Consider the following 22,530-nt stretch of genomic DNA (forward strand, 5'->3'; position numbering starts at 1 on the left):
TTTGAAGTGGGGTATGAATATTTCGGGTTACGAGATTAATCGTCAATTCATTCGTGAGAATAAATACATTCGAATCGGTTTATTTGCACTGTTTCTCATCATTGTAGCGACGCTTTTCCCAAGGAATAAAATATCATCACTTAGCTATGAGATTGGGTCGGGTTGGTTGCAAGATGATATCATTTCCCCCTTTACTTTCTCGATATCAAAAAGCGAATCGATTATTGAAAGTGAACGCAAAATTGCTCGTTCACGCGTTTTACCCGTATTCCGAAAATCGAAGGAATCGTTTAGTATGGTGTCTTTCAATCAACTGATAGATTCTTTACAACAATGGTCGCAAACCACTACGAACTTAGATGGATTTTCACAGAAGTCTAAACCTTTGGGTATCGAATTGAATGATCGAGAATATCAATTAATTCATTCAAGAGAGATTAAAAAAGCCAATTCATCGAAACGGTCTCTTGTGCAGAAAGAAACTCAGACCATAGTCCAAAAAGGGCTTCTGGAAGAATTTCGTGCAACATTGCCGGCGCAGTTAATCGCAGTTCTTTCGGATGGCGTGTTAGATGTGCCTCGAAAGGAATTAGAAACCGAAGAAATTGCATTTCGAGCGGATAACAATCGGGAAGAAAAGGTTTATCGACTTTCGTCTCTTCGAGACTCCCTTGAAGCATATAATGCTCTAAAGAGTTTGTTGGCTACACGGTATGCAAAGAGAGGCGATGATACCGATACATTGCTTTTAGCTCTCAAAATTATTTCACCCTTTTTAACCCCAACCTTACGTTTTGATTCAAAACAGACAATGACTGAAAGGCTACGTGCAGAGCAATCGGTTCCTATTGCGGAGGGATTTGTACGAGAAGGTGAAAAGATTATCATCAGAGGCGAGCAGATTACAGAAACGGCTAAGCGTAAACTTGATTCATACCTTCGAGCAAAAGCCGAACGCGAAGTTTACACCGGTGATATAAAGATTTATATCGGGAAGATTTTGATTATTGTAATGATGACAGCCCTTTTTGTTGTTTATGTGTATCTGTCACGACCAACGATTTTTTACGACAATCTCCTTTGGATGCTTTTGATGAGCGTTGCCCTTTCGGAGCTAATCCTAACTTGGTATCTCTTGCGATTTGATAATCTTTCGCCTTATCTCGTCCCGATATCCTTGGCTTCTATCATTTTTGCGGTCATATTTGATTCAAGAACTGCCTTTTTGGCAACCGTCACAATCGCAATGCTTGCCGCAACCATTCGAGGGAATGATTTCCCATTTGCGTTAGCGAGTATTTTTGCAGGTACAATGGCCGTGTTTGTTGCAAGCAATATCAGTCAACGCAGACAGCTTGTACTTGCAGCAATTTATGTTTTCGTTGCTTATTCAATTTCAATATTGGCTTTCAATTTCGCACGGTTAGCCTCTCAAGAAGAAATTTTAAATGACCTCAAGTTTGCTGCCATAAGCTCACTCGCGAGCTTTTTGGTTTACCCAATTCTTTTAGTGATAGAAAAAATTTTTGGGGTTACTACCGATTTGACCCTAATCGAGCTTGCGAATGTAAATCACCCGTTACTTCGAGAAATGTCTTCGAAGGCACCCGGCACTTTTAATCATACGATGCAGGTGAGTCATCTCTCTGAAGAAGCCGCTATGGCCATTGGAGCGAATCCGCTTTTATGCAGAGCGGGAGCCTATTTTCATGACATTGGCAAAGTGAAAGAATCAGATTTTTTTGCTGAGAATCAGCGTGGGGAAAATCCTCATGAGCAGATTCATGTTGTGACAAGCGGAAGAATTATTGGTGAACATGTCAAAGAGGGAATTGAGGTTGGAAAGCGTTACAAACTTCCTGAAAAAGTTCTTGACTTTATTCCGCAGCATCACGGGACAACAGTAATCCACTTTTTTTATGAAAAGGCGAAACGCCAGCTACCGCCAGATCAAGTAAACATCAATGATTTTAAGTATCCGGGTCCGAAACCGCAGTCAAGAGAAACAGCGATTGTCATGCTCGCAGATGCCGTTGAAGCTTCCGTTCGTTCTTTATCGACAGTAAATGAACAGTCAATCTCTCAAATTATTGATTCGATTGTCAAAAAGCGGCTGGATGAGGAGCAGTTTTCAGAATGTAACCTAACTTTTGCAGAACTTTCTTCCATTAAGAAGAGCTTCATTAAAACCATTTTGGCATCTTCACATCGAAGAGTGAAATATCCCGGTCAGAACATATAGCAAATTTAATAGTCCTTTTTTTGTAAAATTTTTTTTATAGATTAGAGGGTTAAAGTGTCCGCTTCTGCGGAATGAAAGTGAAAATATGTTAACAAAAGGTAATTCATAAAAGATGATCTCAATTATCACGATTCTAGTCGTCAGTTACTTGATTGGCTCAATTCCAACAAGTATCATTGTCAGTCGGTTTACGAAGGGGATTGATATTCGTCAACACGGAAGTGGCAATGCGGGTGGAACAAATGCTTTTAGGGTTTTAGGGTGGAAAGCCGGGCTATTTGTTACGCTTTTTGATATGCTTAAAGGCGTGGCGGTAGTGCTTTGGGTGGTGGCATATTTTGAGTATAACGGATTCGACCAACTTCCGGCGATTAACATTATTGTTCTAAAACTTCTTGCCGGTTGTGCGGCAGTGGTTGGGCATATTTATACAGTTTTTGCCGACTTTAAGGGTGGTAAAGGAGTGAGCACTGCGGCGGGCATGATGATTGGAATCGCGCCGGTTTCGATGCTTTTAGTAATCGGTGTTTTCTTTGTAACAATGCTTTCTTCAAGATATGTTTCTTTGGCTTCTATGCTTGCAGCATTAAGTTTTCCGGTTATCATCGCTATTCGAAAGTTTTTCTTTGGGCTTGGTAACGGGTTGGATTATTATGTCACCTTTTTTGGTGATCATCACCGGATTCATGATAGCCTTGACATTTCATTAATGATTTTTGGTGCGGCAGTTGCGATTGCAATTATTTATACTCATCGCGCAAACATCAGTCGATTGCGTTTAGGAACCGAGAATCAGGTCAAACTTTTTTCGAACAAAAAGTAATCCCGAGTGATTAAATTTTTTTAAGACGGCAATTGCCGTCTTTTTTTTTCTTTACATTGATTCTATAAACGAATAGGACTTCTAAACTCTTTTGAAATTGTTCTCTAATTAATCAATCACTTATGAAAATTTTATCAATTTTTTTACTTGTTTTTCTCTCAGCCTCAAGTGTTTATGATATTCCTGTAAATACGATAGAAGGTAAAACCTCGAAGCTTTCAGAGTATAAGGGCAAGGTTATTCTTGTTGTAAATGTTGCCTCAGAATGCGGCTACACCCCTCAATATGCCGAGCTTCAATCGCTGTATGAGGCATACGGTGAAAAAGGGTTGGTCGTTGTGGGGTTTCCTTGTAACGATTTTGGTGGTCAGGAACCGGGCGGTTCTGAGGAGATAAAAAAGTTTTGTTCCACCAATTACAAAGTTACTTTTCCAATGTATGAAAAACTTTCAATGCAGCATCCGCTTTATCAGTATTTAACTGAAAATGCGCCGGAAAAGGGGGCTGTAAAGTGGAACTTTGAAAAATTTCTGATTGGAAAGGATGGAAAAGTTCTCGCGCGTTTCCGAAGCAGAGTAAAGCCGATGAGTGAAGAAATGAAAAAATCAGTTGAAGCAGCTTTAGCGGCAAAGTAAAGAAAAGCGGGGTTAACCCGCTTTTTTATTTAACGATTAGATTTTCTACCAGCGATTTACAAAACGCCTCGATCTCGCTCTTTTTAGCGATTGCGCGTTCATCACCTTCTTTTGCTTTTATGAAAATATGATGAATATCATCAATCCCGTTGGCTTTTGCAGCAAGGTGAAGCAATCCAAGTTCGTGTTGATTTTTGAGCGACTCAGTAATGAGTTCGGTCATCGTTTCAGCATTTGGATTTTCGCCAAATGTGTGTAAATCAGCACAAATTAATCGGGCTTCCATTTGTTTCAGATAAGCCATCACATCAGAGATGTAACGATTGTAATCGGATTCTTTGAGAAGCGGATTAATGTCAAGCTCAATGCCAAGTAAAGAAACCTTGATTGATATTGCACGACGGAGTTCCTCACTATCTCTACCAATTCGATAATCATCAATCAAATCTTTTAACGCTTGAAATTCTTTATAAAGACCTGCTCTTGCATAAGGTGGAATTGCATGTGAAATTATAGTTGAATAACCTCGCCTTTTCGCAATGTTCGCCTCTGAGGGGTTATTCATCGGATAAATGTAGAACTGAGGCATTGCCCCAAGCAAGCTATCTGACCAACAGTTATCAGAAAGCCCTAATTGAAGCCCGGGCATCCATTCTGAAGTTCCGTGCATGCCAAAATGAATAACGGCATCTGCCTTAAAGTGGCGATCGAGCCATTTATAAAACATGATATACTGATGATGAGGCGTGTTTTCTTTATCAAAAAGCAATCGCATCGGATCGCCTTGAATAAAGAGTTGAGGTTCAGGGCCGATATAAAGATTGCCAAAAACAAAACCACCTAGTATGAATTGATCCTTTCCATATAGTGAAAGATCTCCGGGAGTTGCTCCCCAACGCGCTTCAATTCTAGATTCATCCTTTTCAGAAATCCATTCACGATAATTTTTCAGTGAGGCAAGAATTGGTGATTCCTCTGCTTTTAACTGTTGCGCGATTCGATCGCTTTGCAGCGAAGCGTTCAAGTCTTCAAGAAAGGATTCTGGGTTTTGTTCATATCGCTCAAGAAAATCGCCTGTATCATATCCTTCTCTTTGAAGTGATTTGACAATATTCAAGAGGCTATTAGGAACTTGCAATAGTGCTGCGGTGCCGATTTTACCTTGATTTGGCGGGTAGTTATAGAGAACAATGCCAATTTTTTTCTCATGATTTGATTTCTTTTTGAGAGAAATAAATTTTGAAAGTTGAGCAATCAGGCGGTTCAACCTTGTTTTTCGGATGGTAATCTTTTCATTTTCTAAAGCTCCTAATACCACCGGAGAGACAGCACCATCCATTTCGGGTAACGAGAACATAATCATTGATTGAATCGGGTTCACCCCGTGCTTTTCCCAGCTTTCTTCAGATTGAACAAATAATGGTTGAGCAACAATGTAAGGGGAATTGATTTCGCTGAGGATTTCTTGAGCGGAGGGATTGGCTAATCCTGCTTTGGTTGACCCTGCTGGTCCTCCCACCAAAGGAAATCCAAATAGATTTACGATTGAATCAACCTTTAATTCGCGAAACCAAGTTCGTGCAACAATGTGAAGTTCAATACCAAGTGCATAACAAGCGAAAACACGAAAACCCGCTGCTTCAAACCCTTTGATAACTTCATTTGGATAGGTTTGTCCGGTAAGAATATGCTTACGAGAAAAAAGAAGCCCAACTTTTGGTTTTTTTTCATCCAAACGACCCGATTTCTTTTCCCACTTCGTGTAAGATTTGATATCGTGGAAAAAGGATTTTTCAGAAGCATAATGCTCGGGATGATAAAGGCCATAGGATTGAAATTCTTTTGGAGAATCATACTTAATTTTTTTTCCGAAGAGTTGATTGGCGGTATAAAGCAACATATTGATAATGTTTTCTTCGCCGTTATTTGTCCAATAGGTGCCAACCGTCATCCAAACCCGTGCATCATGAAATTTTTCACCCCCGAAACTTTCGGGCATAAATTTCATAATTCGATTAGTCATTTTTTGCAACTGAACAAATCCGTAAAGAGCGTCTTCCTCTTTTCCACCACCAATTAATTGGGCAATTCGCTTGACCGGTTTTGGAATTTCGGACTTCTCAGAAAATGAATAACTCCCTACTTTGTTTTGCTTCATCACAGAAGGCAATGATTCAAAACCAAACACAATTGGAGGAGAATATTTTTTGATTGAGTCAACTAAAATTTCCGCTGATTCATCAATGACCATCAAAGCTGAGAATACCAAATCGCTCTCAGAAATCACTTGCTCAAAACGAGCTCTATTTTCAATCAGCTCGGTATCATGAAAAACATTAAGTGTAAATTCAGGGCAGAGCGTTTCGAATTGCTTTTTGATCGAGAGAAAGAGATCGGTGTTATAACGCTCCATACCGAGTACAATGGTAAAAAGGCGCTTTCGATTGGATTGGGAAAGCAAACTCATAGGTAACTCCTTTATTTAATTCCTTAAAAACTATCTTTGGAATATCATGTTCATTTCTATTGAAATTTAAACATAAAGTTTTGAAATATTCGCGGTTTATGAAAGTTCATTTCAATTTGACACTCATTCAATGATTGGGAAGAGAAAAAGAAATTGGATTGAGTTTCCCTTTAAAAAGGAATTGCAGAATGCATTTCTTCTGATTGTTATTACTGGTTTGCACTCTTGTCATTTATTTCAAACAAGAGAACCTGAATTTCCGGATAATTTTGTTCCTGCCGAATTGGCTTGGAAGCCTTCAACGACATCCGATCAAGTGCTCCTTAATTTTGCGAATGCGTTTTCGAGTCTAAATGCCATTGATTACTTACGATCGTATCTCCCAGAACCTACAACAGATAATCTTATGCAAGCAGAATTTACTTTCTCAGCTGCTCCAGAGACTCAAGGGGTAGCACCGCTAATTTTTTCAACTTGGGATGTATTTGCCGAAAAGAAGTTTTTTGAAAATTTTAGAAATCAAGTTTCTACACGAGTTCCTCCAAGGGTCATTTTTCAAGTAACTGAGCGAACTCCGACAGCGTTGAATCAAATTCAATTTGTCATTAGTTATACGATTATAATACTATATCGAAACGGTTCAGCAGAAGAGCGTTTTGAAGGAAATGCGGTTTTGATTCTCAATCAATCTTCACAAGGGTTTTGGTGGATTCGGGAGTGGCGAGATTTCAGAAATACCAATTCTGGATTTGCTTTAAGCGATTTAAAGCTTCGGCACTTCAATTGATTGATGCTTTGAATCTGATAGTACGGTTACGAGATTTCGCCCATTATGCTTTGAATAGTAAAGGGCACTATCAGCACATTTTAAGGTATCAATGGAGGTTACTGAATCGGCGATACCAAAACTAATCGTAACTTTTAGATTTTCAGCGATTGTGTGCCAGTCATAATTTTCAATAAGCATCCTTGCTCTTTCGCAAACGGTTTGGGCTTCATGTGCAGTAATTTCAGGAAAAATGATACCAAATTCTTCTCCACCGTATCTTGTCACAACATCCATTTTTCTAAAGGCGCAAAAAAGAATTTCAGCAACTTTCGCGAGGACTTCATCTCCAATTTGATGAGAATAGTTATCATTGATTTTTTTGAAATTATCAATATCTGCCATAGCAAGGCTAAAGGGTCGTTTGGTACGTTGTGCTCTTCCGGTTTCCTCACTTAAAGTTGCATCAAAATATCTGCGATTAAAAAGCTTGGTTAAACTGTCTTCGTAGGATTGTCGCTCAAGCAACCGGAAGCTTCGAACACGTTCTACCGCTTGCAAAAATCTTGCATATGAAATTGGTTTTATGATATAATCTGAAGCTTGGAGCTCGAAGGCTTTAATTGCATAATCGGTATAGCCCGTTATAAGTACAACGCGCGGCTTTTTATCAAGTTTTGAAATTAAATCAATGCCCGACATATCAGGCATTTCAATATCAAGAAAAATTAAATCAACCGTTTCTTTGGATAAAAATTGAAGCGCTTCGGTTGCAGATGAACATTGACACTTTAATTCTAAATCATGCGTCACTTCGACAAAGCGTTTCAAAATTGCAAGTGATGATTTATCATCATCAACGGCAATACAGGAAATGGTTGTTTTATGTAGGCTTGCTAAAGTTTGGCCGGATGATTGTGTGTGAAATGTTTCATTCATTTTTGAAAGATTGATTTCATATCAACATAAGAATGTATTTGCAAAGAAAAAGCGACATATTACCTTTCGTGACAAAAACTCAACTATTTTTCAATTTTATGATAATTCGATTTATGATGCTGCTTTTAGCTTTAAGTGCGAATAACGTTTCTGCACAAAATACTTATCAACTTCCTCCAAAACCAATAGCAGATTTGATAGATGCACCTGCAACTCCAGCGGTAAGTCTTTCACCTGATTCAAAACTTTTACTCATTATCGAACGAAACAGCTATTTAACACTTTCTGACTTGGCTTCATCCGAATTAAAACTTGCCGGAATTCGCTTTAACCCTGAAACGAAAGGTAAAAGCAGAGTCGGTTATTTTAAGTCACTATCAATTAAAATACTGAATGGATTAGAAACATCCCTTAACGAGCCGGCTTCGATCATTCGCGGAATTCCAAAAGATGCAAAGATATCCAATGTTGTTTGGTCTCCGGATTCTAAATCAATTGCATTCACTGTTACAAAACGCACTGGAATCGAGCTATGGATAGCTTCAATGCAAACACTTAAAGCAGAAAAGTTGACGGATGGTATTCTCAATGATCTCTATCCCGGTAATCCTTTTGTATGGCTCAGTGATTCAAAAAGATTAATCTTTCGAACAATCCTAAAGCAATCAAAAAAGGCACCCAGCCGGAACTTGGTGCCTCCTTCACCAATCATTCAGGAAAATATGGGAAAGATTGCTGCTGCACCAACCTATCAAGATTTATTGAAGAACTCTTATGATGAAGATCTCTTTGATTTTTATGCGACTTCTGAATTATCATCAATTGACATTGAATCCAAAGAACTCAAAAGGCTTTCAATTCAAGGGATGATTGATAGTTTTGAATCTTCACCGGATGGAAATTTCCTTTTGGTTGAAATGATTGAACGGCCATATTCTTATCTCGTTCCTTTTTCTAGATTTCCCCATTCAATTTTAATCTACGACATCAAAGGAAACCTCATAACGAAGTTATACAGTCAACCTCTATTAGAAGAAGTGGCTCCGGGAAGAGATGCAACAATTCCGGGTAAGCGGGGGTTTACGTGGCGTCATGACGATGAAGCGACCATTCAATGGGTTGAGGCTTTAGACGATGGGAATCCGAAAAAAGTCTCTGAAAAGCGCGATGCGATTTATTTACTTTCAAAACCATTCACCGGAGAAGCAAAGAAAGTATTTGAAACTGAAATGCGTTTTGGCGGCGTTTCGTGGGGAAATGAGAGCTTTGCATTGTTTCGTGAATACTGGTGGCAATCAAGAAAGTTAAGGTGGTGGAAACTCAATCCCTCCGATTGGAAACAAGCGCCTGAATTGATTTTAGAGCGATCTATGGAAGATCGTTATTCCGACATTGGTTCTCCGGTTTTGAAAGAAACCAAATACGGAACAAGCATTCTCGACATACGAAAAGGAAGAGAATTATTAATGATTGGTGCCGGTGCGACTCCGGAAGGTGACCGACCTTTTTACTCAAGATTCGATGTTGTTGAAAAAAAATCCAAAGAGCTTTTTCGCTCCGAACCCCCTTATTTTGAAACACCTGTTGCACCGCTCGACGAAGCCGGGAATATACTCTTGACTCAACGCGAATCTCAAAATGATCAACCCAACTTCTTTATTCGAGATCTCAACAACGGAAAAATCATCCAAGTGACTTCATTTCCAAATCCAATGATGGCACTTCAAGGAATTTCAAAAGAAATTATTCGTTACAAACGCCAAGATGGGGTTGATTTATCCGGAACACTTTATTTACCTAAAGGATATAAGAAAGAAATGGGACCTTTACCAACAATTATGTGGGCCTATCCGCAAGAATTCAAAGATCCTAAAGCGGCTGGGCAAATTTCAGGTTCCCCCTTTCGCTTTACCCGTGTGGGATGGGGTACACCGCTTTTCTGGCTCTTGAGAGGATACGCAGTTCTTGATGATCCTAAAATGCCAATTGTTGGAGAAGGCAAAACTGAACCGAATGACACATACATCGAGCAACTTTCACAATCGGCGAAAGCGGCAGTTGATGAGGTTGTTCGGCTGGGCGTTGCAGATCGAAAAAAAATCGCCATTGGCGGTCACTCGTATGGGGCATTTATGACGGCCAATCTTTTAGCGCATACCGATTTATTCGCGGCAGGAATTGCAAGGAGTGGTGCATACAATCGAACCCTTACGCCATTTGGGTTTCAAGCAGAAGAGCGATTTTTATGGCAAGCTCCTGAAACTTATATGAAAATGTCGCCCTTTATGTTCGCGGATAAAATTAAAGAGCCTATCCTTTTAATTCACGGTGAAGCCGATAACAATCAAGGAACTTTTCCGCTTCAATCGGAAAGATTTTATAATGCCCTCAAAGGTTTTGGCGCGACAGCACGCTTAGTTATTCTGCCATTTGAATCACACGGATATGCTGCACGAGAATCAATCTTGCACATGCTTTGGGAGATGGATGAATGGCTTGAGCGATATGTTAAAAATAGAAATTAGAGTACCTAAGACCAATTTTTTTTAAGAGTCTCTACGCGATTTTGATAGAGTTCATGAGCGAGAAGTATCGCCTCTTCAAAACTTTTTGAAGAGGCAATTCCTTTTCCGGCTATATCAAAAGCCGTGCCGTGGTCAGGCGAGGTTCTAACAATCGGTAATCCCATTGTAACATTTACGCCTGTTTCAAAGGCCAGCATCTTAAAAGGGATTAGTCCGGAATCGTGATACAAGGCTAGAATACAATCGTAATTTTTATATTGAGCACTTCCAAAAAAACCATCTGCTGGAAAAAACCCTTCAAGTTTACAAGAGGGGAATTCATTTCGCATTTCTTCTAAATCAGTTTTCAAATAAGAGGTTTCATCATTGCCAATGACGCCATTGTCTGAGGCATGCGGGTTTAAACCGAGAATAGCAATTTTGGGTTGAGAAATGATATAGTCAGTTTTCAAAAAATGAATTAATGCCCTTAATGAGCGTTTAAATGCACCGATTTTTAACCTGTTTGCAACATCCGAAAGCGGCGTATGAACCGTTGCTAGTGCGATCTTTAATCCACTTCGCCGATCGCATAAAATCATTTCAGAAGTTGCTTGAAATACATGACCAAGAAAATCGGTATGACCCTTAAATAACGACCCTGACAGCTTGAGCGACTCTTTGTGAATCGGCGCGGTCACCATTGCGCTGCCAATCTCAGATTTGCAAAGGTTCGCAGCGGCTTCAATAGAGGTTAAAGCAAGTTTTCCTGCCTTGCCAGAAATTTCTCCAAATTTTACCTCAAAACTATCTGAATCATCAAAAGGATCATAAAGGTAAATGAAATCCTTCGATTGTTCTTTTTCAATCAAGCGGTTAAAATTCTTAAGATCATCTAAAGAAATTTTTACCAAAGGAATTTCGAAAACAGGATTCCGATGTGCTAAATGCTGTTGATGAAATAAAAAAGAATGAAAATGTCCAACAACAACCGTTGGAATGGTCATTCTGCACAAGTGAGCCTTCAAGATGATTTCAGGGCCAATCCCGTTTGGGTCGCCCATAGAGACAAGAATTGGTTTCACAGCGATGAAATGATATTCAAAAGGATGACAGTTTCAGTATATTAAAGGCTGATTGTTTTTTCAATCAGAAGTTACTCAAACTGAATTTCTCTTCTTGAGAAATTAATCGAGAAGTAAGTAAAACATTTTTGGATAAAGAATATTCTATGCTAACTAACGATTTAGTTTTGCGATCCCTTAGGCGCGAGCCTTGTCACCGAACGCCAATTTGGGTGATGCGTCAAGCGGGTCGGTATCTCCCTGAATATCGAGCTGTTCGCAGAAAAGCCGACTTTTTAACTTTATGTAAAACACCCGATTTAGCGGCTGAAGTGACCGTTCAACCCGTTGATCTTATTGGTGTCGATGCTGCGATTATTTTTTCAGATATTTTGGTTGTGCCCGAAGCTATGGGAATGCAACTTGAAATGATTGAATCAGAAGGACCAAAATTCCCCAACCCAATTCGATCTGCTTCGGATATAGAACGATTAATTGTCCCTGATGTCTCGCGAGCGTTGAGATATGTCGAAGATGCAATTAGGGTTTCCAAAAGAGCCTTAAATGCAAGGGTGCCGTTGATCGGGTTTGCTGGTGCACCTTGGACTCTTTTTACATACGCTGTTGAAGGGAAAGGAAGCAAAAACTTTCGCTATCCAAAAGAAATGATTTTTTCACAGCCACGCGAAGCTCACCGAATGCTCGAAAAAATTTCGTCAGTGGTTGCTGATTTCCTTTTGCTCCAAATCGAAGCAGGCGCAAATGCCGTGCAAATATTTGATACTTGGGCTTCAGTTCTTTCAGAGCAGCATTTCGCTGAGTTTTCGTTGATGTACATTCAAAAGATTGTGCAAAAGATTAAACTCAAACACCCAAAAGTGCCTGTAATTGTTTTTGCGAAAGGAGCAAATACGCTTTTAAAGGAGTTAACCGAAACAGGTTGCGACGCACTCGGACTTGATTGGACTGTGGAATTGGCAAAAGCACGGTGGCAACTTTCTGATAAAGTTGCTTTGCAAGGAAATCTTGATCCAACAGTGCTTTACTCGACTCCTGACCGAATCAAAGCAGAAGCAACAAAAATATTGAAGTCATTTGGTCAACACAATGAAAATTCAGGTCATGTTTTCAATTTAGGCCACGGTATTTTGCCTGATGTTGACCCTGCAAACTTAAAAGCACTTGTCGATTTCGTTAAAACCGAAAGCGTGAAGTATCATGCACACTTTGCCGAAAAATCAAGTTTGAATTGAAATGAAAGTAATTGAAACACCAATTCAGGGTCTTGTGATTCTCGAACCCAAGGTCTTTGAAGATGCAAGAGGTTTTTTCTATGAGAGCTATAATGAAAAGCGTTTTCACGAACTTGGAATAAAAGCAAAGTTTGTTCAAGATAACATCAGCCGATCTGTAAAAGGGGTGCTTCGAGGGTTGCATTATCAATTGGCTCCGTTCTCACAAGGAAAGTTGGTTCGCGTTTCAATTGGTGAGGTTTTGGACGTCGCGGTCGATCTTCGCAAGGGCTCGCCAACTTTTGGTCAGTCGTTCGCGGTCAAACTTTCCGAACAGAATCGACTTCTTTTTTGGGTTCCGGAGGGATTTGCACACGGCTTCTTGGTGCTCTCAGAAACTGCGGAATTCAACTACAAAGTGACCAATTATTATACACCGGCAAGCGATCGGACACTCCTATGGAATGATCCGGGATTGAAGATTGATTGGGGGATTCATAGCAATGAAGTAATTATTTCTGATAAAGATAGAATTGGCAAAACTCTAAATGAAGCCGAAATTAACTTTGTATTTCAGCCTTAGAAAAATAAGTTATGTCTAAAACAACCATATTTTCTGAACTTGAAAACAAACTAAAAAGGGGAAAACTCGACCCGGTATATTTTTTCTATGGAAGGGAAGAATTCCTGATTGAAAAGCTGGTCTCTCAAGTAAAAGATGCTTTACTAAAAAAGGATAAAGATGCCGAGTTGAATTTTAGTGTACTATTTGCTAAAGATCCAAATCGCCCAAAACCACTCACACTCAGTGACATTATATCCTTAGCTGCAACGATGCCAATGTTTTCAGAACTACGGCTTGTCGTAGTTAAAGATTTTGATGAAATCAAGAAGGAAAGTACCAAAGAAAAGCAAAAGTTGGCGTTTATAGAATTAGAGCAATATCTTAAAAATCCCCCTCCTACGACGATACTTGTTTTAACCGCTGGCGAAATTGAAAAGAAAGAACTTGAGAAGGAGCCTTATTCACTCCTGAAAGATGTTACTTATGCATTTGCGCCACTTAAAGAAACTGAGGCAGCACAGTTTGCCGTGGAACAATCAAATCGATATGGCTGGAAACTTACTGATGAAGCGGTTCAAAAACTCATCTTATTTGTTGGAACCAGTACTCGAGAAATAGACGCTGAAATACGGAAAATCATTCTCTATATTGGGAATAAAGATGAGCAAATCATAACAGATGCTGAGGTGATGCAGGTTGTCGGTGTATCAAAAGAATACAATATCTTTGAACTTCAGCGCGCTGTCGTTGCGAAAGATTTAAGACAATCCTCCGGAATGATTTTGATGATGATGGAAAAAGATACTGAGCCACTTGCAATTGTAGGTTATTTGACATCATTTTTTCTTAAGATTTGGAAGTTAAAACAGCCGGAGTTTCAAAAAATGACTTCAGCTGAAGCCACACGCGAAATTGGACTTTTTGGAAATCAGGCTTATTTTTTTAATGATTATAAATCTTATGCCGATAGATTTTCGAGCGAGGAAATTGAAAATGCCATTCTTGCTTTAGGAGAAACCGACTTAGCACTGAAAGGCTTTTCGAACATTTCTGGAGATGAGCGTTTACTAATGTTAAGCCTAATGAAAAAAATTATTGCTGCCTAATGATGGCGGTTTGAAGCAAATCGAAAAAACTACAACAATGTTGCCTCAACCTTCTACAATCAGCCTAAAAACAATTCTTTGTCCGGTTGATTTTTCAGAACAATCGAAAATGATTGTCACCCACGCCATAAAAGTAAGCGACATTTGGCGTTCTGAAATTCTTGCACTCAATACGGTTGATGATAATGCGCCGGAGTACACGCTTTATAGAAACTCAGAAAAGGAGATTCAAACACTTCGCAAAACGATAGAGCAAGATTCACAAAAACGCTTACAGTCGCAATTGAGCCCTTTGCTTTCAGGTATTCAAAGTTCACTTCTTACTTCATTTGGAAAAGCAACCGACGCGATACCAAAAGTCTGCAAAGAAAAAAATGTGGGGCTGATGATGATGTCCACACGAAGTAAAGCGGCAACCGGCGGTCAATTTATTTTAGGCAGCACGACTTATAAAATGATTCGTACAGCCCCTTGTCCGGTGATGATTTTCTCACGGCCTGAAGTGAAATTTTCACCCTCGAAAATTCTTTTCCCAACTGATTTCTCCGAAATTTCTTATCAAGCTCTTCCCTATGTTTATCGCTTTGCAAAATATTTTGATGCGGAAATTCATTTGGTGCATTTTAAGCCATTAACTGCTCAACCGACCGAGAAAGATCCCCTAACTCTTTTGGATATGATTCGAAAGCAAGCCGGCGCAGCATTCGGGTTAAGAAAGGTCGTAGTGAATGAGGATTTAAAGGGGCTTACCGCAGGACTCGCGATTTCGAAGTACTCAAAGGATAATAGCATTGATCTTGTTATCCTTTCCGCTCACGGAGCCTCGGGTTATAAACAATTTTTTATGGGTACAACTGCGGTTGAAGTGTCAAGTCGATGTGTTTGTCCTGTTTTGGTAATTCGGAAGTCGGAATAAGACGAATAAAAATTGAAGGAACAACAATAGCCGCTATGTCGCGGCTATTGTTGTTTAAAGTAAAAATGACGGTTAAATTTCCACTTCAACTTTTACACCCGATGCATTCCGAATGGCAATTTGTTGAGCTAATTTTTCTGCAATTTGAGAAAAATGCTTGGCTTGTTCTGATTCAGGATTTCTGAGTACAATCGGTTTACCTTCATCGCCGCCTTCTCGAACATTTTTCCCAAGGGGAATTTCTCCCAAAAAAGGAACTTTGAAATCCGTTGCAAGTTTTTCGCCACCCCCTTTTCCGAAAATGTAGTCCTTTGTTCCATCTGGCAGAGTGAAGTAACTCATATTTTCCACGACGCCTAAAATTGGAACTTTGACACTTTCAAACATCGAAACCGCCTTGACCACATCTGCAAGAGCAACATCTTGTGGGGTTGTAACAACAACCGCACCCGTGAGTGGAGCCGCTTGAACCAAGGTTAGTTGGATGTCTCCTGTTCCGGGAGGTAAATCAAAAAGCAAGTAATCAAGGTCATTCCAAGCGACATCGGTAATAAACTGACGAAGTGCCGAAGAAACCATTGGTCCACGCCAGACAACCGCAGTTTTTTGATCGACTAAAAATCCTATTGAAATTAATTTAACCCCATACTTTTCTAGTGGGATTAGGGTTTTACCCATTACCGCAGGCTTTTCATCTTTAAGCCCGAACATTGTAGGAATCGAAGGACCGTAGATATCCGCATCAATCAAACCTACGCGTGCACCCTTATTTGCAAGCGATACAGCAAGGTTAACGGCGACCGTTGATTTTCCAACCCCCCCTTTTCCCGATGCAACAGCAATTAAATTCTTTACTCGTGATAGCGGGTTGTTTGAATCCGATACCGTGTTTGTGGTGGTTACATTCGCCGTCATTTCTACAGTGATCTCCTTTGCCTCTTTTACAAAATGCTTAATGGCATTAATACAAGCATTTTTGATCAAGTCTTTGAGAGGGCATGCAGGCGTAGTTAAGACAACGGTAAAAGTAACATTGTTCGAAGAATCTATTTTTATGTCTTTGACCATTCCTAAAGTAATAAGATCTTTTTGGAGATCAGGTTCAATGACATTTCTCAAGGCATCAATAACTTGCCTTTCTGTTACAGCTCCCATAATGTGTAAATTTGAATTAAAGAATGTTTATACTATAAATCGTTTCGTTACAGTTGTCCGTTTCAAGATGATGTTTCTTTTGTGAGGAATTTTTTCTTCATTATGCAAAAGTGAAAAGAAACGGGCAAGTCGCGAATCTAACGAAATCGCATTAATTTTTATTTAATGAAGGATGTGGGTTATATTCGTAAATAGGCTTTAGTAAAGCCATTTTTATGATTTGAAGTATCGAGCCTATGATATGGCCGATAAAAATCCTTCTATTAAGTTCTCGGAATTCGTCAATTGACTTAAATAAACCAAATGAGACGAAAACAAGCCTTTCAATTCGGCAAATTTAATTTATTCCTTCTGCTTACGATTTCATCCTTTTTAGTTTTCGGAGATATCGCATTGGCGCAACATCCTTTAACGGCCGATGGTCGTTTGTTTAATGTTCTGAAATCTGGGATTCAGCGTAAAGGGAAAACATCTCTGAGTGCAAATATCTCCTACGCCTTCTCAGGGGCAGACTATAATTACTTGCCAACCGGCGAGGTAACCAGTTTTTCAAATTTCAATCAAGATTTAACCCTTGATTATGCGTTTTCAAGAACCACGATGATTTCTTTAGGAACCACTTTGGTTTCTTATCGAACAACATTAAGAGCAGATGGTTCAGGCTATTTTTCAATTCCAACCAGTTTAAGAATCGCTTACAAATTTGGAAGTGTCAATTTTGCACAAGAGCATGTACAATTAGGGGCAATTATTACTGGTTATATTCCAGTTCAAACCCCAGTCAATCAACCCTTTATTCCCGACCAACTAAGTTCTCTTGGGATTGGTGCAGGGTTTTTAACCTCATATTATTTCGACCCAATTTTTCCCGAAAATTCTCCGGGATTTCATTTTAATTTTTTGTTTAGAGCACATTTATCAAAAGACGAGTTACTTTCGCGCGTACCCAGTGATACGCTTTACCGTACAGATACAAAAACTTTTGCACGCTACGGCATAGGTTTCGAATATCCTTTCAAAGCAACGCCTCTCGTCCTTTTTGGCGAATTTTGGGGTGAATATGCGGTGCTCGCACCGGGCAAAGACGATGGTTATGTCTATAGCCGGGAAGGATTTGCATTTTTTGGAGCAGGTGCTCGTTACCAATTCGACGATATGATTTCTGGAGAGTTTCTTGCAGAATATTTGGTTTTTGGAAATGGAAGTGAACAAACAGTTTTTACGCCAAATGCAGCGTCAACCAACGGGTTCTTGAATGGAATTGCGCCGGTTTCAACAGAAAACTATGCCCCCTTCCGATTTACGATAGGAGTGAAATTTGAGTTTGATAAGCGATTCCGACTTTCAGAAGAAATCTATAAAAATCTTGAAGATGATGAATCTCTTGCACCTGAAGATAAACGACGAAACAAGAAAATTTTGGATGTGATCGATGAACGGAGCGAGGACTTGGCACAAGTTTACAGGAAGCTTCGGGCTGAAGATTCAACTTTAGCAGGTAGATTATATTTTGATTTGGTAATCTCAAAAACTGGTCAAGTTGATCGTGTAAGGCTTGTTGTTTCTAACCTAGATGAATCTCCGTTAGCACGAAAGCTTGAAGTAATTTTTGCTGAACAAATTTCCAACTGGCGATTTCCACCCGGTAAAGATGATATTGTTCTAGATGTCTTGAAGTTTGAATTTACCAAGCGAGGCGGCTTTTTCGTGATGAGATAACCAGTTCTCTAACAGTTAAAGATTGAATAAGGGGCTCATATTTAGAGCCCCTTTTTTTTGATTTTTTTCAATTCATTTTCTTTTATATCACGGAGTGAATCGTTCGATAAGTATCTCGTGCAATAATCAATTCTTCGTTTGTTGGGATTACATAAGCAGCAAGTTTTGAAGATTCAGAGGTGAAACGCCCCTCTTTACCACCTTTAAGAGTATCATTTAACTCAGGACTTAATTCAAGCCCAAACCATTGTAATTCCTTACAGATTTTTTCGCGGATGTAAGGCGAGTTTTCTCCAATTCCTCCTGTAAAGATAATCGCTTGTGCGCCTCCTAATGCGGCAAGATAAGAACCAATATATTTTCGAATTCGATAGCAGAACATTTCAACGGCTAATTTTGCACGGCGGTCATCATTTTCTTTGGCTTCATCAATCAATTCACGCATATCGTTTGTAAGGCCTGATATGCCCAAGAGCCCCGATTGCTTGTTCAAAATCGTTTCAATTTCATCGGTTGTGTAGCCTTCTTTATGAGCAATGTGATGCATTGCGGAAAGATCAACATCTCCGGCACGAGTACCCATTATTAACCCTTCAAGCGGTGTCATTCCCATTGAAGTATCAACCGAAACCCCGCCTTTGATGGCGCAAGATGAACAGCCATTTCCCAAATGAATTGAAATAATATTGACATTGTTTCTTTCCATACCAACAATGGTTCGATAGCGAAAACTGATGTATCGATGAGATATACCGTGAAACCCATATCGGCGCACTTTGTGCCTGCGATAAAGTTGGTATGGAATTGCATAGAGATAAGCGAAGTCTGGCAAAGTATGGTGAAACGCAGTGTCAAACACTGCGACATTCGGAATGTTTATTCCAAAAACTTCGCGAGTGGCGTAAATCCCTTTAAGATTTTGTGGATTATGAAGTGGTGCTAATTCAATACAATCTTCAATTTGACGAATGGTATGTTCATCAAGCAAGATTGAAGTGGTTAGTTTTTCACCACCGTGAACAACCCTGTGACCAACTGCATGAATATCCGCGGTGGATGAAATCCCTTCTATCCCCGAAGAAGGATGGCAAACCCATTGAATGATTCTCTTGATTGCCGCATGATGATCCTTCAATGGCTCGGCAGTTCTAAAGTTTTTTACACCTGAACTTAAGTGAACTCTGAAAGTGATTAAAGATTCGCTGCCAATCCTTTCGACAACTCCCGAAGCCAAAGCTCTGTCGGAGTTTTGGTTAATCATATCAAGATCTGTTTGGATAACTTGAAATTTAACTGAAGAACTGCCGCAATTAAGAACTAATATATTCATAACTCGAAATTGTGATTTAAATGGGAATGAGGTAAAGCATAGGCAAAGATACAAATCATTTCAGTGATAGATTTGAGAAAGGGAACGAAGAAACATATTTATTACTTAAGCCAAAAAGAACTTGCTTATGAAAGAAAACGAAATCGATGTCTCCAAAATTGAATTGGAGCGAATGAAACTAAAAACCGCTGATACACCCGGCTTACTTCCTTATGCCCATACCTCAGGAAGTGCCTTAATAAAGCCAGAAGATACAGGAAAAATTAAGGGAAGAGCGGTTTCGGCAATGCACGAGCAAACCTCAATGCAAATGAGTCAGCTTTATCAACAGATGGAATTGCTTGCTGCTCAAGCCAATGCAATAAAAAAAAGGGTGGAAATCTCAGAGAGAATTTATTTGGCGAAGATGAGCTTTGAACCGCTAATTGGTCATACCTATTACTTATACCGAAAAGGTGAAGATGATATTCTTTCATTAATTGCTCCGGGAGAATGGGGGAGAAGTAAATCATTCACGGAGTTTGTTGCTAAAGTAAAATTACTTGCAGATCATACTTGGGATATCCTCGAAGGGAAATAGGTTTACATTATCTTTTCTTTTTGGTGGTGTCCTGAGCGGTACGTATAAGTTCATCAAAATTAAGAAATGGCGAAGCTTGACCAGAAACAAGCGGCAAGGCACCATTCCAGCGATTAATTGTTTCAATCATAATTAATTGGGGTGATATAGATTTTGATCGCAAAAAGTTTGCCGCTGAATCTGCTTTTGCACGAATAATACGCGCTTCTGCATCTGCTTTTGCCTCAATCAATTTTGACTCCGATTCTCCTTTTTGCTTTGCGATTCTAATAGAGGCTTCTGCTTCAGCCAATCGAACCTCATTCTCCCTTTGTTGCGAGCGTTGAGTGGCTTCAATTTTAGAGTTGATTGCATTCACGACTTGTGGTGGCAAACGGAATTCTCCTACAGAGTAAATTCGATCGATAACGATACCAACCGACTTTACTTGATCGGCTACAGAAGACTCAACCCTTTTTAACAAGGCTTGACGGCTTTTGCCATAAACATCTTCCATTGTCATTTGCGATGCTTCGGAATTCAATGCATCCCGTACCATATTTCTCAAAAAAATATCGGTGATTTCATCGATACCTCGCCTGTAGCGCTGAAAGATTGTAGCAACGCTATCAGGGATGATCGAATAGCTGATGCCGAAATCGCCATTAACCGATAACCCTTCAACAGTTTGGAAAGAAATCGAGCGGTCTCCTTCTTCATTGGATTTTGCCCAAACATAATTTTGCTGGAAAACAGGAAAAGTATAAACTCGCTTTGAAAATGAAATTATTAAATAACGCCCAACACCCAACACTTCAATATCTCCGGATTTGTCTTTTTCATCTGAGAGATACACTCTTATCCCTCGATACCCGGGTTGAACCGTTACACAAGAACTAAATTGTATAAGAAGGGTAAAAATTAAAATTGAGGGGATAGATTTCGGAAAGCTGAATCTCGGTTTCATCTTCTTAGTAAGTCAATCGTTAGAAAACTGATTTCTAAATAAACGATGATTATTCGAAGAAAGTTTTATAAAATTTTACGAGGGCTGCTCTTTCTTTTCTTCAGCAGTCTCTTTCAATTTTCGATAAAGCGTCGCGACGCCAATATCCAATATTCTTGCAGCCTCCTCTTTATTCCCACCGGTTGACTCTAACGTTCTTGCAATCATTATTTCTTCAATCTCTTCGAGGGTAGTACCAATTGGAAAAGACACGACTTTTGATACTTGTTCTCCGGTGATATAGTCAGGTAAATGAACTTTTTCAATTGTTTCGCCTTGGCACATCACCGCAGCGCGTTCAATTACATTTTCAAGCTCTCTTACATTGCCCCTCCATCGATTCCCTTCTAAGAGTTTAAGGGTTTCGGGAGATATTCCACGAATAATTTTCCCATTTATTCTGGCATACTTTTCAATGAAAAAGTGAGTTAAAGGGATAATGTCTTCTTGGCGTTGTCGAAGGGGAGGCAATTTAATTTTGATCACATTGAGCCTGTAGTACAAATCCTCTCTAAATCGACCTTCAGAGATTTCATCTTCAATGTCTTTATTGGTGGCGGCAACGATTCTTACATCAACTCGCAAAGTTTCTTCGCCTCCCAATCGTTCAAATTCTCCGTCCTGCAAGACACGTAAAAGTTTAACCTGAAGATGCGTGGGCATATCAGCAATTTCATCTAAAAAAATGGTTCCTCCGTTTGCGAGTTCAAATCTTCCGCGCCGTTGCTTCAAGGCATTGGTAAATGCGCCTTTCTCATAACCAAAAAGTTCTGATTCAAGAAGCTGATCGGGTAAAGCGCCACAATTAATTTTGATAAAAGGCTTATCTCTTCTTCCACTCATTTCATGAACTGCCCGTGCAATGACCTCCTTTCCAGTTCCGCTTTCGCCAAGAAGCATGACTGCTGCTCGAGACGGGGCAACTTGTTCCACAGTATCGAGTATTTCACGAAATAGAGGGCTGAACCCGATGATATTTTTTGGAATAAATCGACCAGAAATTTCTTGCTTTAACCGAGCATTTTCAACTCTTAATAACCTTGTTTCGATCGCGCGATTGACGAGCCTACGGATATCACCCATTCGAAAGGGCTTTTGGATATAATCGTAAGCCCCCTGCTTCATAGCCTCTACGGCTGTTTCAACGGTTGCAAAGGCGGTCATGATAATCGCAACAATACCGGGGTCATGCTTTTTTATTTCCTTCAGAAGTCGAACGCCGTCAGAATCAGGGATTTTCAAATCGGTGATTGCAATATCGATGTCTTCCTCCGAAACTATTTTCAAGGCTTCTTTTGCATTTTCAGCAGTGAAAACAAACCTTTCGTCCGGCTTAGATAGCCCATCTGAAAGTGCATCGCGAGTGTTTTTCTCATCGTCGATAATCAAAATTTTAATCATATTATGCCGAGTTGAATTTCTGCAATTAAACATAAAGTATTGCTTTCATCAAGCCCCATTCAATAAAAATGAAATGAAGAATGGGATTGAGATGTTCTAAA

General features: G+C 39.6%; 18 protein-coding genes. 11 read left to right on the forward strand and 7 right to left on the reverse strand.

Annotated features, from left to right (window positions below; genetic code table 11):
* Positions 1 to 13: 13 nt before the first annotated feature.
* The 3 genes from SFU91_10835 to SFU91_10845 all read left to right on the forward strand — a co-directional run bounded on the left by SFU91_10835 (position 14) and on the right by SFU91_10845 (position 3,700).
* A complete protein-coding gene (locus SFU91_10835) occupies positions 14 to 2,242 on the forward strand; it encodes an HDIG domain-containing protein (GenBank protein ID MDX2129516.1) in 2,229 nt (742 codons plus the stop codon).
* A 112-nt stretch (positions 2,243 to 2,354) separates the two neighbouring features.
* Complete coding sequence (plsY, locus tag SFU91_10840) at positions 2,355 to 3,065, forward strand: glycerol-3-phosphate 1-O-acyltransferase PlsY (protein ID MDX2129517.1); 711 nt, start codon at positions 2,355 to 2,357, stop codon at positions 3,063 to 3,065.
* Between the two features lie 122 nt (positions 3,066 to 3,187).
* The gene (locus SFU91_10845) at positions 3,188 to 3,700 is read left to right on the forward strand and encodes a glutathione peroxidase (GenBank protein MDX2129518.1); all 513 of its coding nucleotides are present in this window, start codon (positions 3,188 to 3,190) and stop codon (positions 3,698 to 3,700) included.
* A 25-nt stretch (positions 3,701 to 3,725) separates the two neighbouring features.
* Here SFU91_10845 and SFU91_10850 read toward each other — a convergent pair whose 3' ends face one another.
* A complete protein-coding gene (locus SFU91_10850; protein MDX2129519.1) occupies positions 3,726 to 6,167 on the reverse strand; it encodes a cobaltochelatase subunit CobN in 2,442 nt (813 codons plus the stop codon).
* A 130-nt stretch (positions 6,168 to 6,297) separates the two neighbouring features.
* Here SFU91_10850 and SFU91_10855 point away from each other — a divergent pair, with 130 nt between their 5' ends.
* Positions 6,298 to 6,954 (forward strand): hypothetical protein, encoded by a 657-nt coding sequence (locus SFU91_10855; GenBank protein ID MDX2129520.1) that lies wholly within the window; start codon positions 6,298 to 6,300, stop codon positions 6,952 to 6,954.
* Here SFU91_10855 and SFU91_10860 read toward each other — a convergent pair.
* Positions 6,931 to 7,872, reverse strand: coding sequence for a diguanylate cyclase (locus tag SFU91_10860; protein ID MDX2129521.1), 942 nt, complete (start codon positions 7,870 to 7,872; stop codon positions 6,931 to 6,933). The two genes, SFU91_10855 and SFU91_10860, sit on opposite strands and share 24 nt — an antisense overlap.
* A gap of 98 nt (positions 7,873 to 7,970) precedes the next feature.
* Here SFU91_10860 and SFU91_10865 point away from each other — a divergent pair, with 98 nt between their 5' ends.
* Positions 7,971 to 10,397: a prolyl oligopeptidase family serine peptidase gene (locus SFU91_10865; GenBank protein MDX2129522.1), complete on the forward strand. Its 2,427-nt coding sequence runs from the start codon at positions 7,971 to 7,973 to the stop codon at positions 10,395 to 10,397.
* A gap of 5 nt (positions 10,398 to 10,402) precedes the next feature.
* On the opposite strand, the gene pdxA is transcribed toward SFU91_10865, so the two are convergent.
* Positions 10,403 to 11,461, reverse strand: a complete 1,059-nt coding sequence (gene pdxA, locus SFU91_10870) for a 4-hydroxythreonine-4-phosphate dehydrogenase PdxA (protein MDX2129523.1) — start codon at positions 11,459 to 11,461, stop codon at positions 10,403 to 10,405.
* Between the two features lie 146 nt (positions 11,462 to 11,607).
* Here pdxA and hemE point away from each other — a divergent pair, with 146 nt between their 5' ends.
* The 4 genes from hemE to SFU91_10890 are packed head-to-tail and all read left to right on the forward strand — an operon-like array spanning position 11,608 to position 15,259.
* The gene (gene hemE, locus SFU91_10875; protein ID MDX2129524.1) at positions 11,608 to 12,693 is read left to right on the forward strand and encodes a uroporphyrinogen decarboxylase; all 1,086 of its coding nucleotides are present in this window, start codon (positions 11,608 to 11,610) and stop codon (positions 12,691 to 12,693) included.
* A gap of 1 nt (position 12,694) precedes the next feature.
* A complete protein-coding gene (gene rfbC, locus SFU91_10880; protein ID MDX2129525.1) occupies positions 12,695 to 13,255 on the forward strand; it encodes a dTDP-4-dehydrorhamnose 3,5-epimerase in 561 nt (186 codons plus the stop codon).
* Positions 13,256 to 13,266: 11 nt separating this feature from the next.
* Entirely contained in the window at positions 13,267 to 14,343 is a 1,077-nt protein-coding gene (holA, locus tag SFU91_10885) for a DNA polymerase III subunit delta (protein ID MDX2129526.1), read from the forward strand.
* Positions 14,344 to 14,380: 37 nt separating this feature from the next.
* Positions 14,381 to 15,259 (forward strand): universal stress protein, encoded by an 879-nt coding sequence (locus SFU91_10890; protein ID MDX2129527.1) that lies wholly within the window; start codon positions 14,381 to 14,383, stop codon positions 15,257 to 15,259.
* A gap of 72 nt (positions 15,260 to 15,331) precedes the next feature.
* Here the strand turns inward: SFU91_10890 and apbC are convergent, their stop codons facing one another.
* Positions 15,332 to 16,414: an iron-sulfur cluster carrier protein ApbC gene (apbC, locus tag SFU91_10895; GenBank protein MDX2129528.1), complete on the reverse strand. Its 1,083-nt coding sequence runs from the start codon at positions 16,412 to 16,414 to the stop codon at positions 15,332 to 15,334.
* A 303-nt stretch (positions 16,415 to 16,717) separates the two neighbouring features.
* On the opposite strand from apbC, the gene SFU91_10900 reads away from it, so the two are divergent.
* Positions 16,718 to 18,133 (forward strand): hypothetical protein, encoded by a 1,416-nt coding sequence (locus tag SFU91_10900; GenBank protein ID MDX2129529.1) that lies wholly within the window; start codon positions 16,718 to 16,720, stop codon positions 18,131 to 18,133.
* A gap of 82 nt (positions 18,134 to 18,215) precedes the next feature.
* Here SFU91_10900 and SFU91_10905 read toward each other — a convergent pair whose 3' ends face one another.
* Positions 18,216 to 19,463, reverse strand: a complete 1,248-nt coding sequence (locus SFU91_10905) for an acetate kinase (protein MDX2129530.1) — start codon at positions 19,461 to 19,463, stop codon at positions 18,216 to 18,218.
* 127 nt (positions 19,464 to 19,590) lie between these two features.
* On the opposite strand from SFU91_10905, the gene SFU91_10910 reads away from it, so the two are divergent.
* A complete protein-coding gene (locus SFU91_10910; GenBank protein ID MDX2129531.1) occupies positions 19,591 to 20,043 on the forward strand; it encodes a DUF2452 domain-containing protein in 453 nt (150 codons plus the stop codon).
* 7 nt (positions 20,044 to 20,050) lie between these two features.
* On the opposite strand, the gene SFU91_10915 is transcribed toward SFU91_10910, so the two are convergent.
* A complete protein-coding gene (locus tag SFU91_10915) occupies positions 20,051 to 20,989 on the reverse strand; it encodes a prohibitin family protein (protein MDX2129532.1) in 939 nt (312 codons plus the stop codon).
* A 75-nt stretch (positions 20,990 to 21,064) separates the two neighbouring features.
* Entirely contained in the window at positions 21,065 to 22,429 is a 1,365-nt protein-coding gene (locus SFU91_10920) for a sigma-54 dependent transcriptional regulator (protein MDX2129533.1), read from the reverse strand.
* Positions 22,430 to 22,530 lie beyond the last annotated feature (101 nt).

This window comes from Chloroherpetonaceae bacterium, assembly GCA_033763895.1.
Taxonomy (GTDB): domain Bacteria; phylum Bacteroidota; class Chlorobiia; order Chlorobiales; family Thermochlorobacteraceae; genus JANRJQ01.

Excerpts from the sequence above, each read along its gene's own strand:
- hemE (MDX2129524.1), top strand. The coding sequence starts at position 11,608 with ATGCTAACTAACGATTTAGTTTTGCGATCCCTTAGGCGCGAGCCTTGT.
- SFU91_10915 (MDX2129532.1), bottom strand. The coding sequence starts at position 20,989 with ATGAAACCGAGATTCAGCTTTCCGAAATCTATCCCCTCAATTTTAATT.
- holA (MDX2129526.1), top strand. The coding sequence starts at position 13,267 with ATGTCTAAAACAACCATATTTTCTGAACTTGAAAACAAACTAAAAAGG.
- SFU91_10855 (MDX2129520.1), top strand. The coding sequence starts at position 6,298 with ATGATTGGGAAGAGAAAAAGAAATTGGATTGAGTTTCCCTTTAAAAAG.
- SFU91_10865 (MDX2129522.1), top strand. The coding sequence starts at position 7,971 with ATGATAATTCGATTTATGATGCTGCTTTTAGCTTTAAGTGCGAATAAC.
- SFU91_10890 (MDX2129527.1), top strand. The coding sequence starts at position 14,381 with ATGTTGCCTCAACCTTCTACAATCAGCCTAAAAACAATTCTTTGTCCG.
- plsY (MDX2129517.1), top strand. The coding sequence starts at position 2,355 with ATGATCTCAATTATCACGATTCTAGTCGTCAGTTACTTGATTGGCTCA.
- rfbC (MDX2129525.1), top strand. The coding sequence starts at position 12,695 with ATGAAAGTAATTGAAACACCAATTCAGGGTCTTGTGATTCTCGAACCC.
- SFU91_10920 (MDX2129533.1), bottom strand. The coding sequence starts at position 22,429 with ATGATTAAAATTTTGATTATCGACGATGAGAAAAACACTCGCGATGCA.
- SFU91_10910 (MDX2129531.1), top strand. The coding sequence starts at position 19,591 with ATGAAAGAAAACGAAATCGATGTCTCCAAAATTGAATTGGAGCGAATG.
- SFU91_10845 (MDX2129518.1), top strand. The coding sequence starts at position 3,188 with ATGAAAATTTTATCAATTTTTTTACTTGTTTTTCTCTCAGCCTCAAGT.
- SFU91_10835 (MDX2129516.1), top strand. The coding sequence starts at position 14 with ATGAATATTTCGGGTTACGAGATTAATCGTCAATTCATTCGTGAGAAT.
- apbC (MDX2129528.1), bottom strand. The coding sequence starts at position 16,414 with ATGGGAGCTGTAACAGAAAGGCAAGTTATTGATGCCTTGAGAAATGTC.
- SFU91_10900 (MDX2129529.1), top strand. The coding sequence starts at position 16,718 with ATGAGACGAAAACAAGCCTTTCAATTCGGCAAATTTAATTTATTCCTT.
- SFU91_10905 (MDX2129530.1), bottom strand. The coding sequence starts at position 19,463 with ATGAATATATTAGTTCTTAATTGCGGCAGTTCTTCAGTTAAATTTCAA.
- SFU91_10860 (MDX2129521.1), bottom strand. The coding sequence starts at position 7,872 with ATGAATGAAACATTTCACACACAATCATCCGGCCAAACTTTAGCAAGC.
- SFU91_10850 (MDX2129519.1), bottom strand. The coding sequence starts at position 6,167 with ATGAGTTTGCTTTCCCAATCCAATCGAAAGCGCCTTTTTACCATTGTA.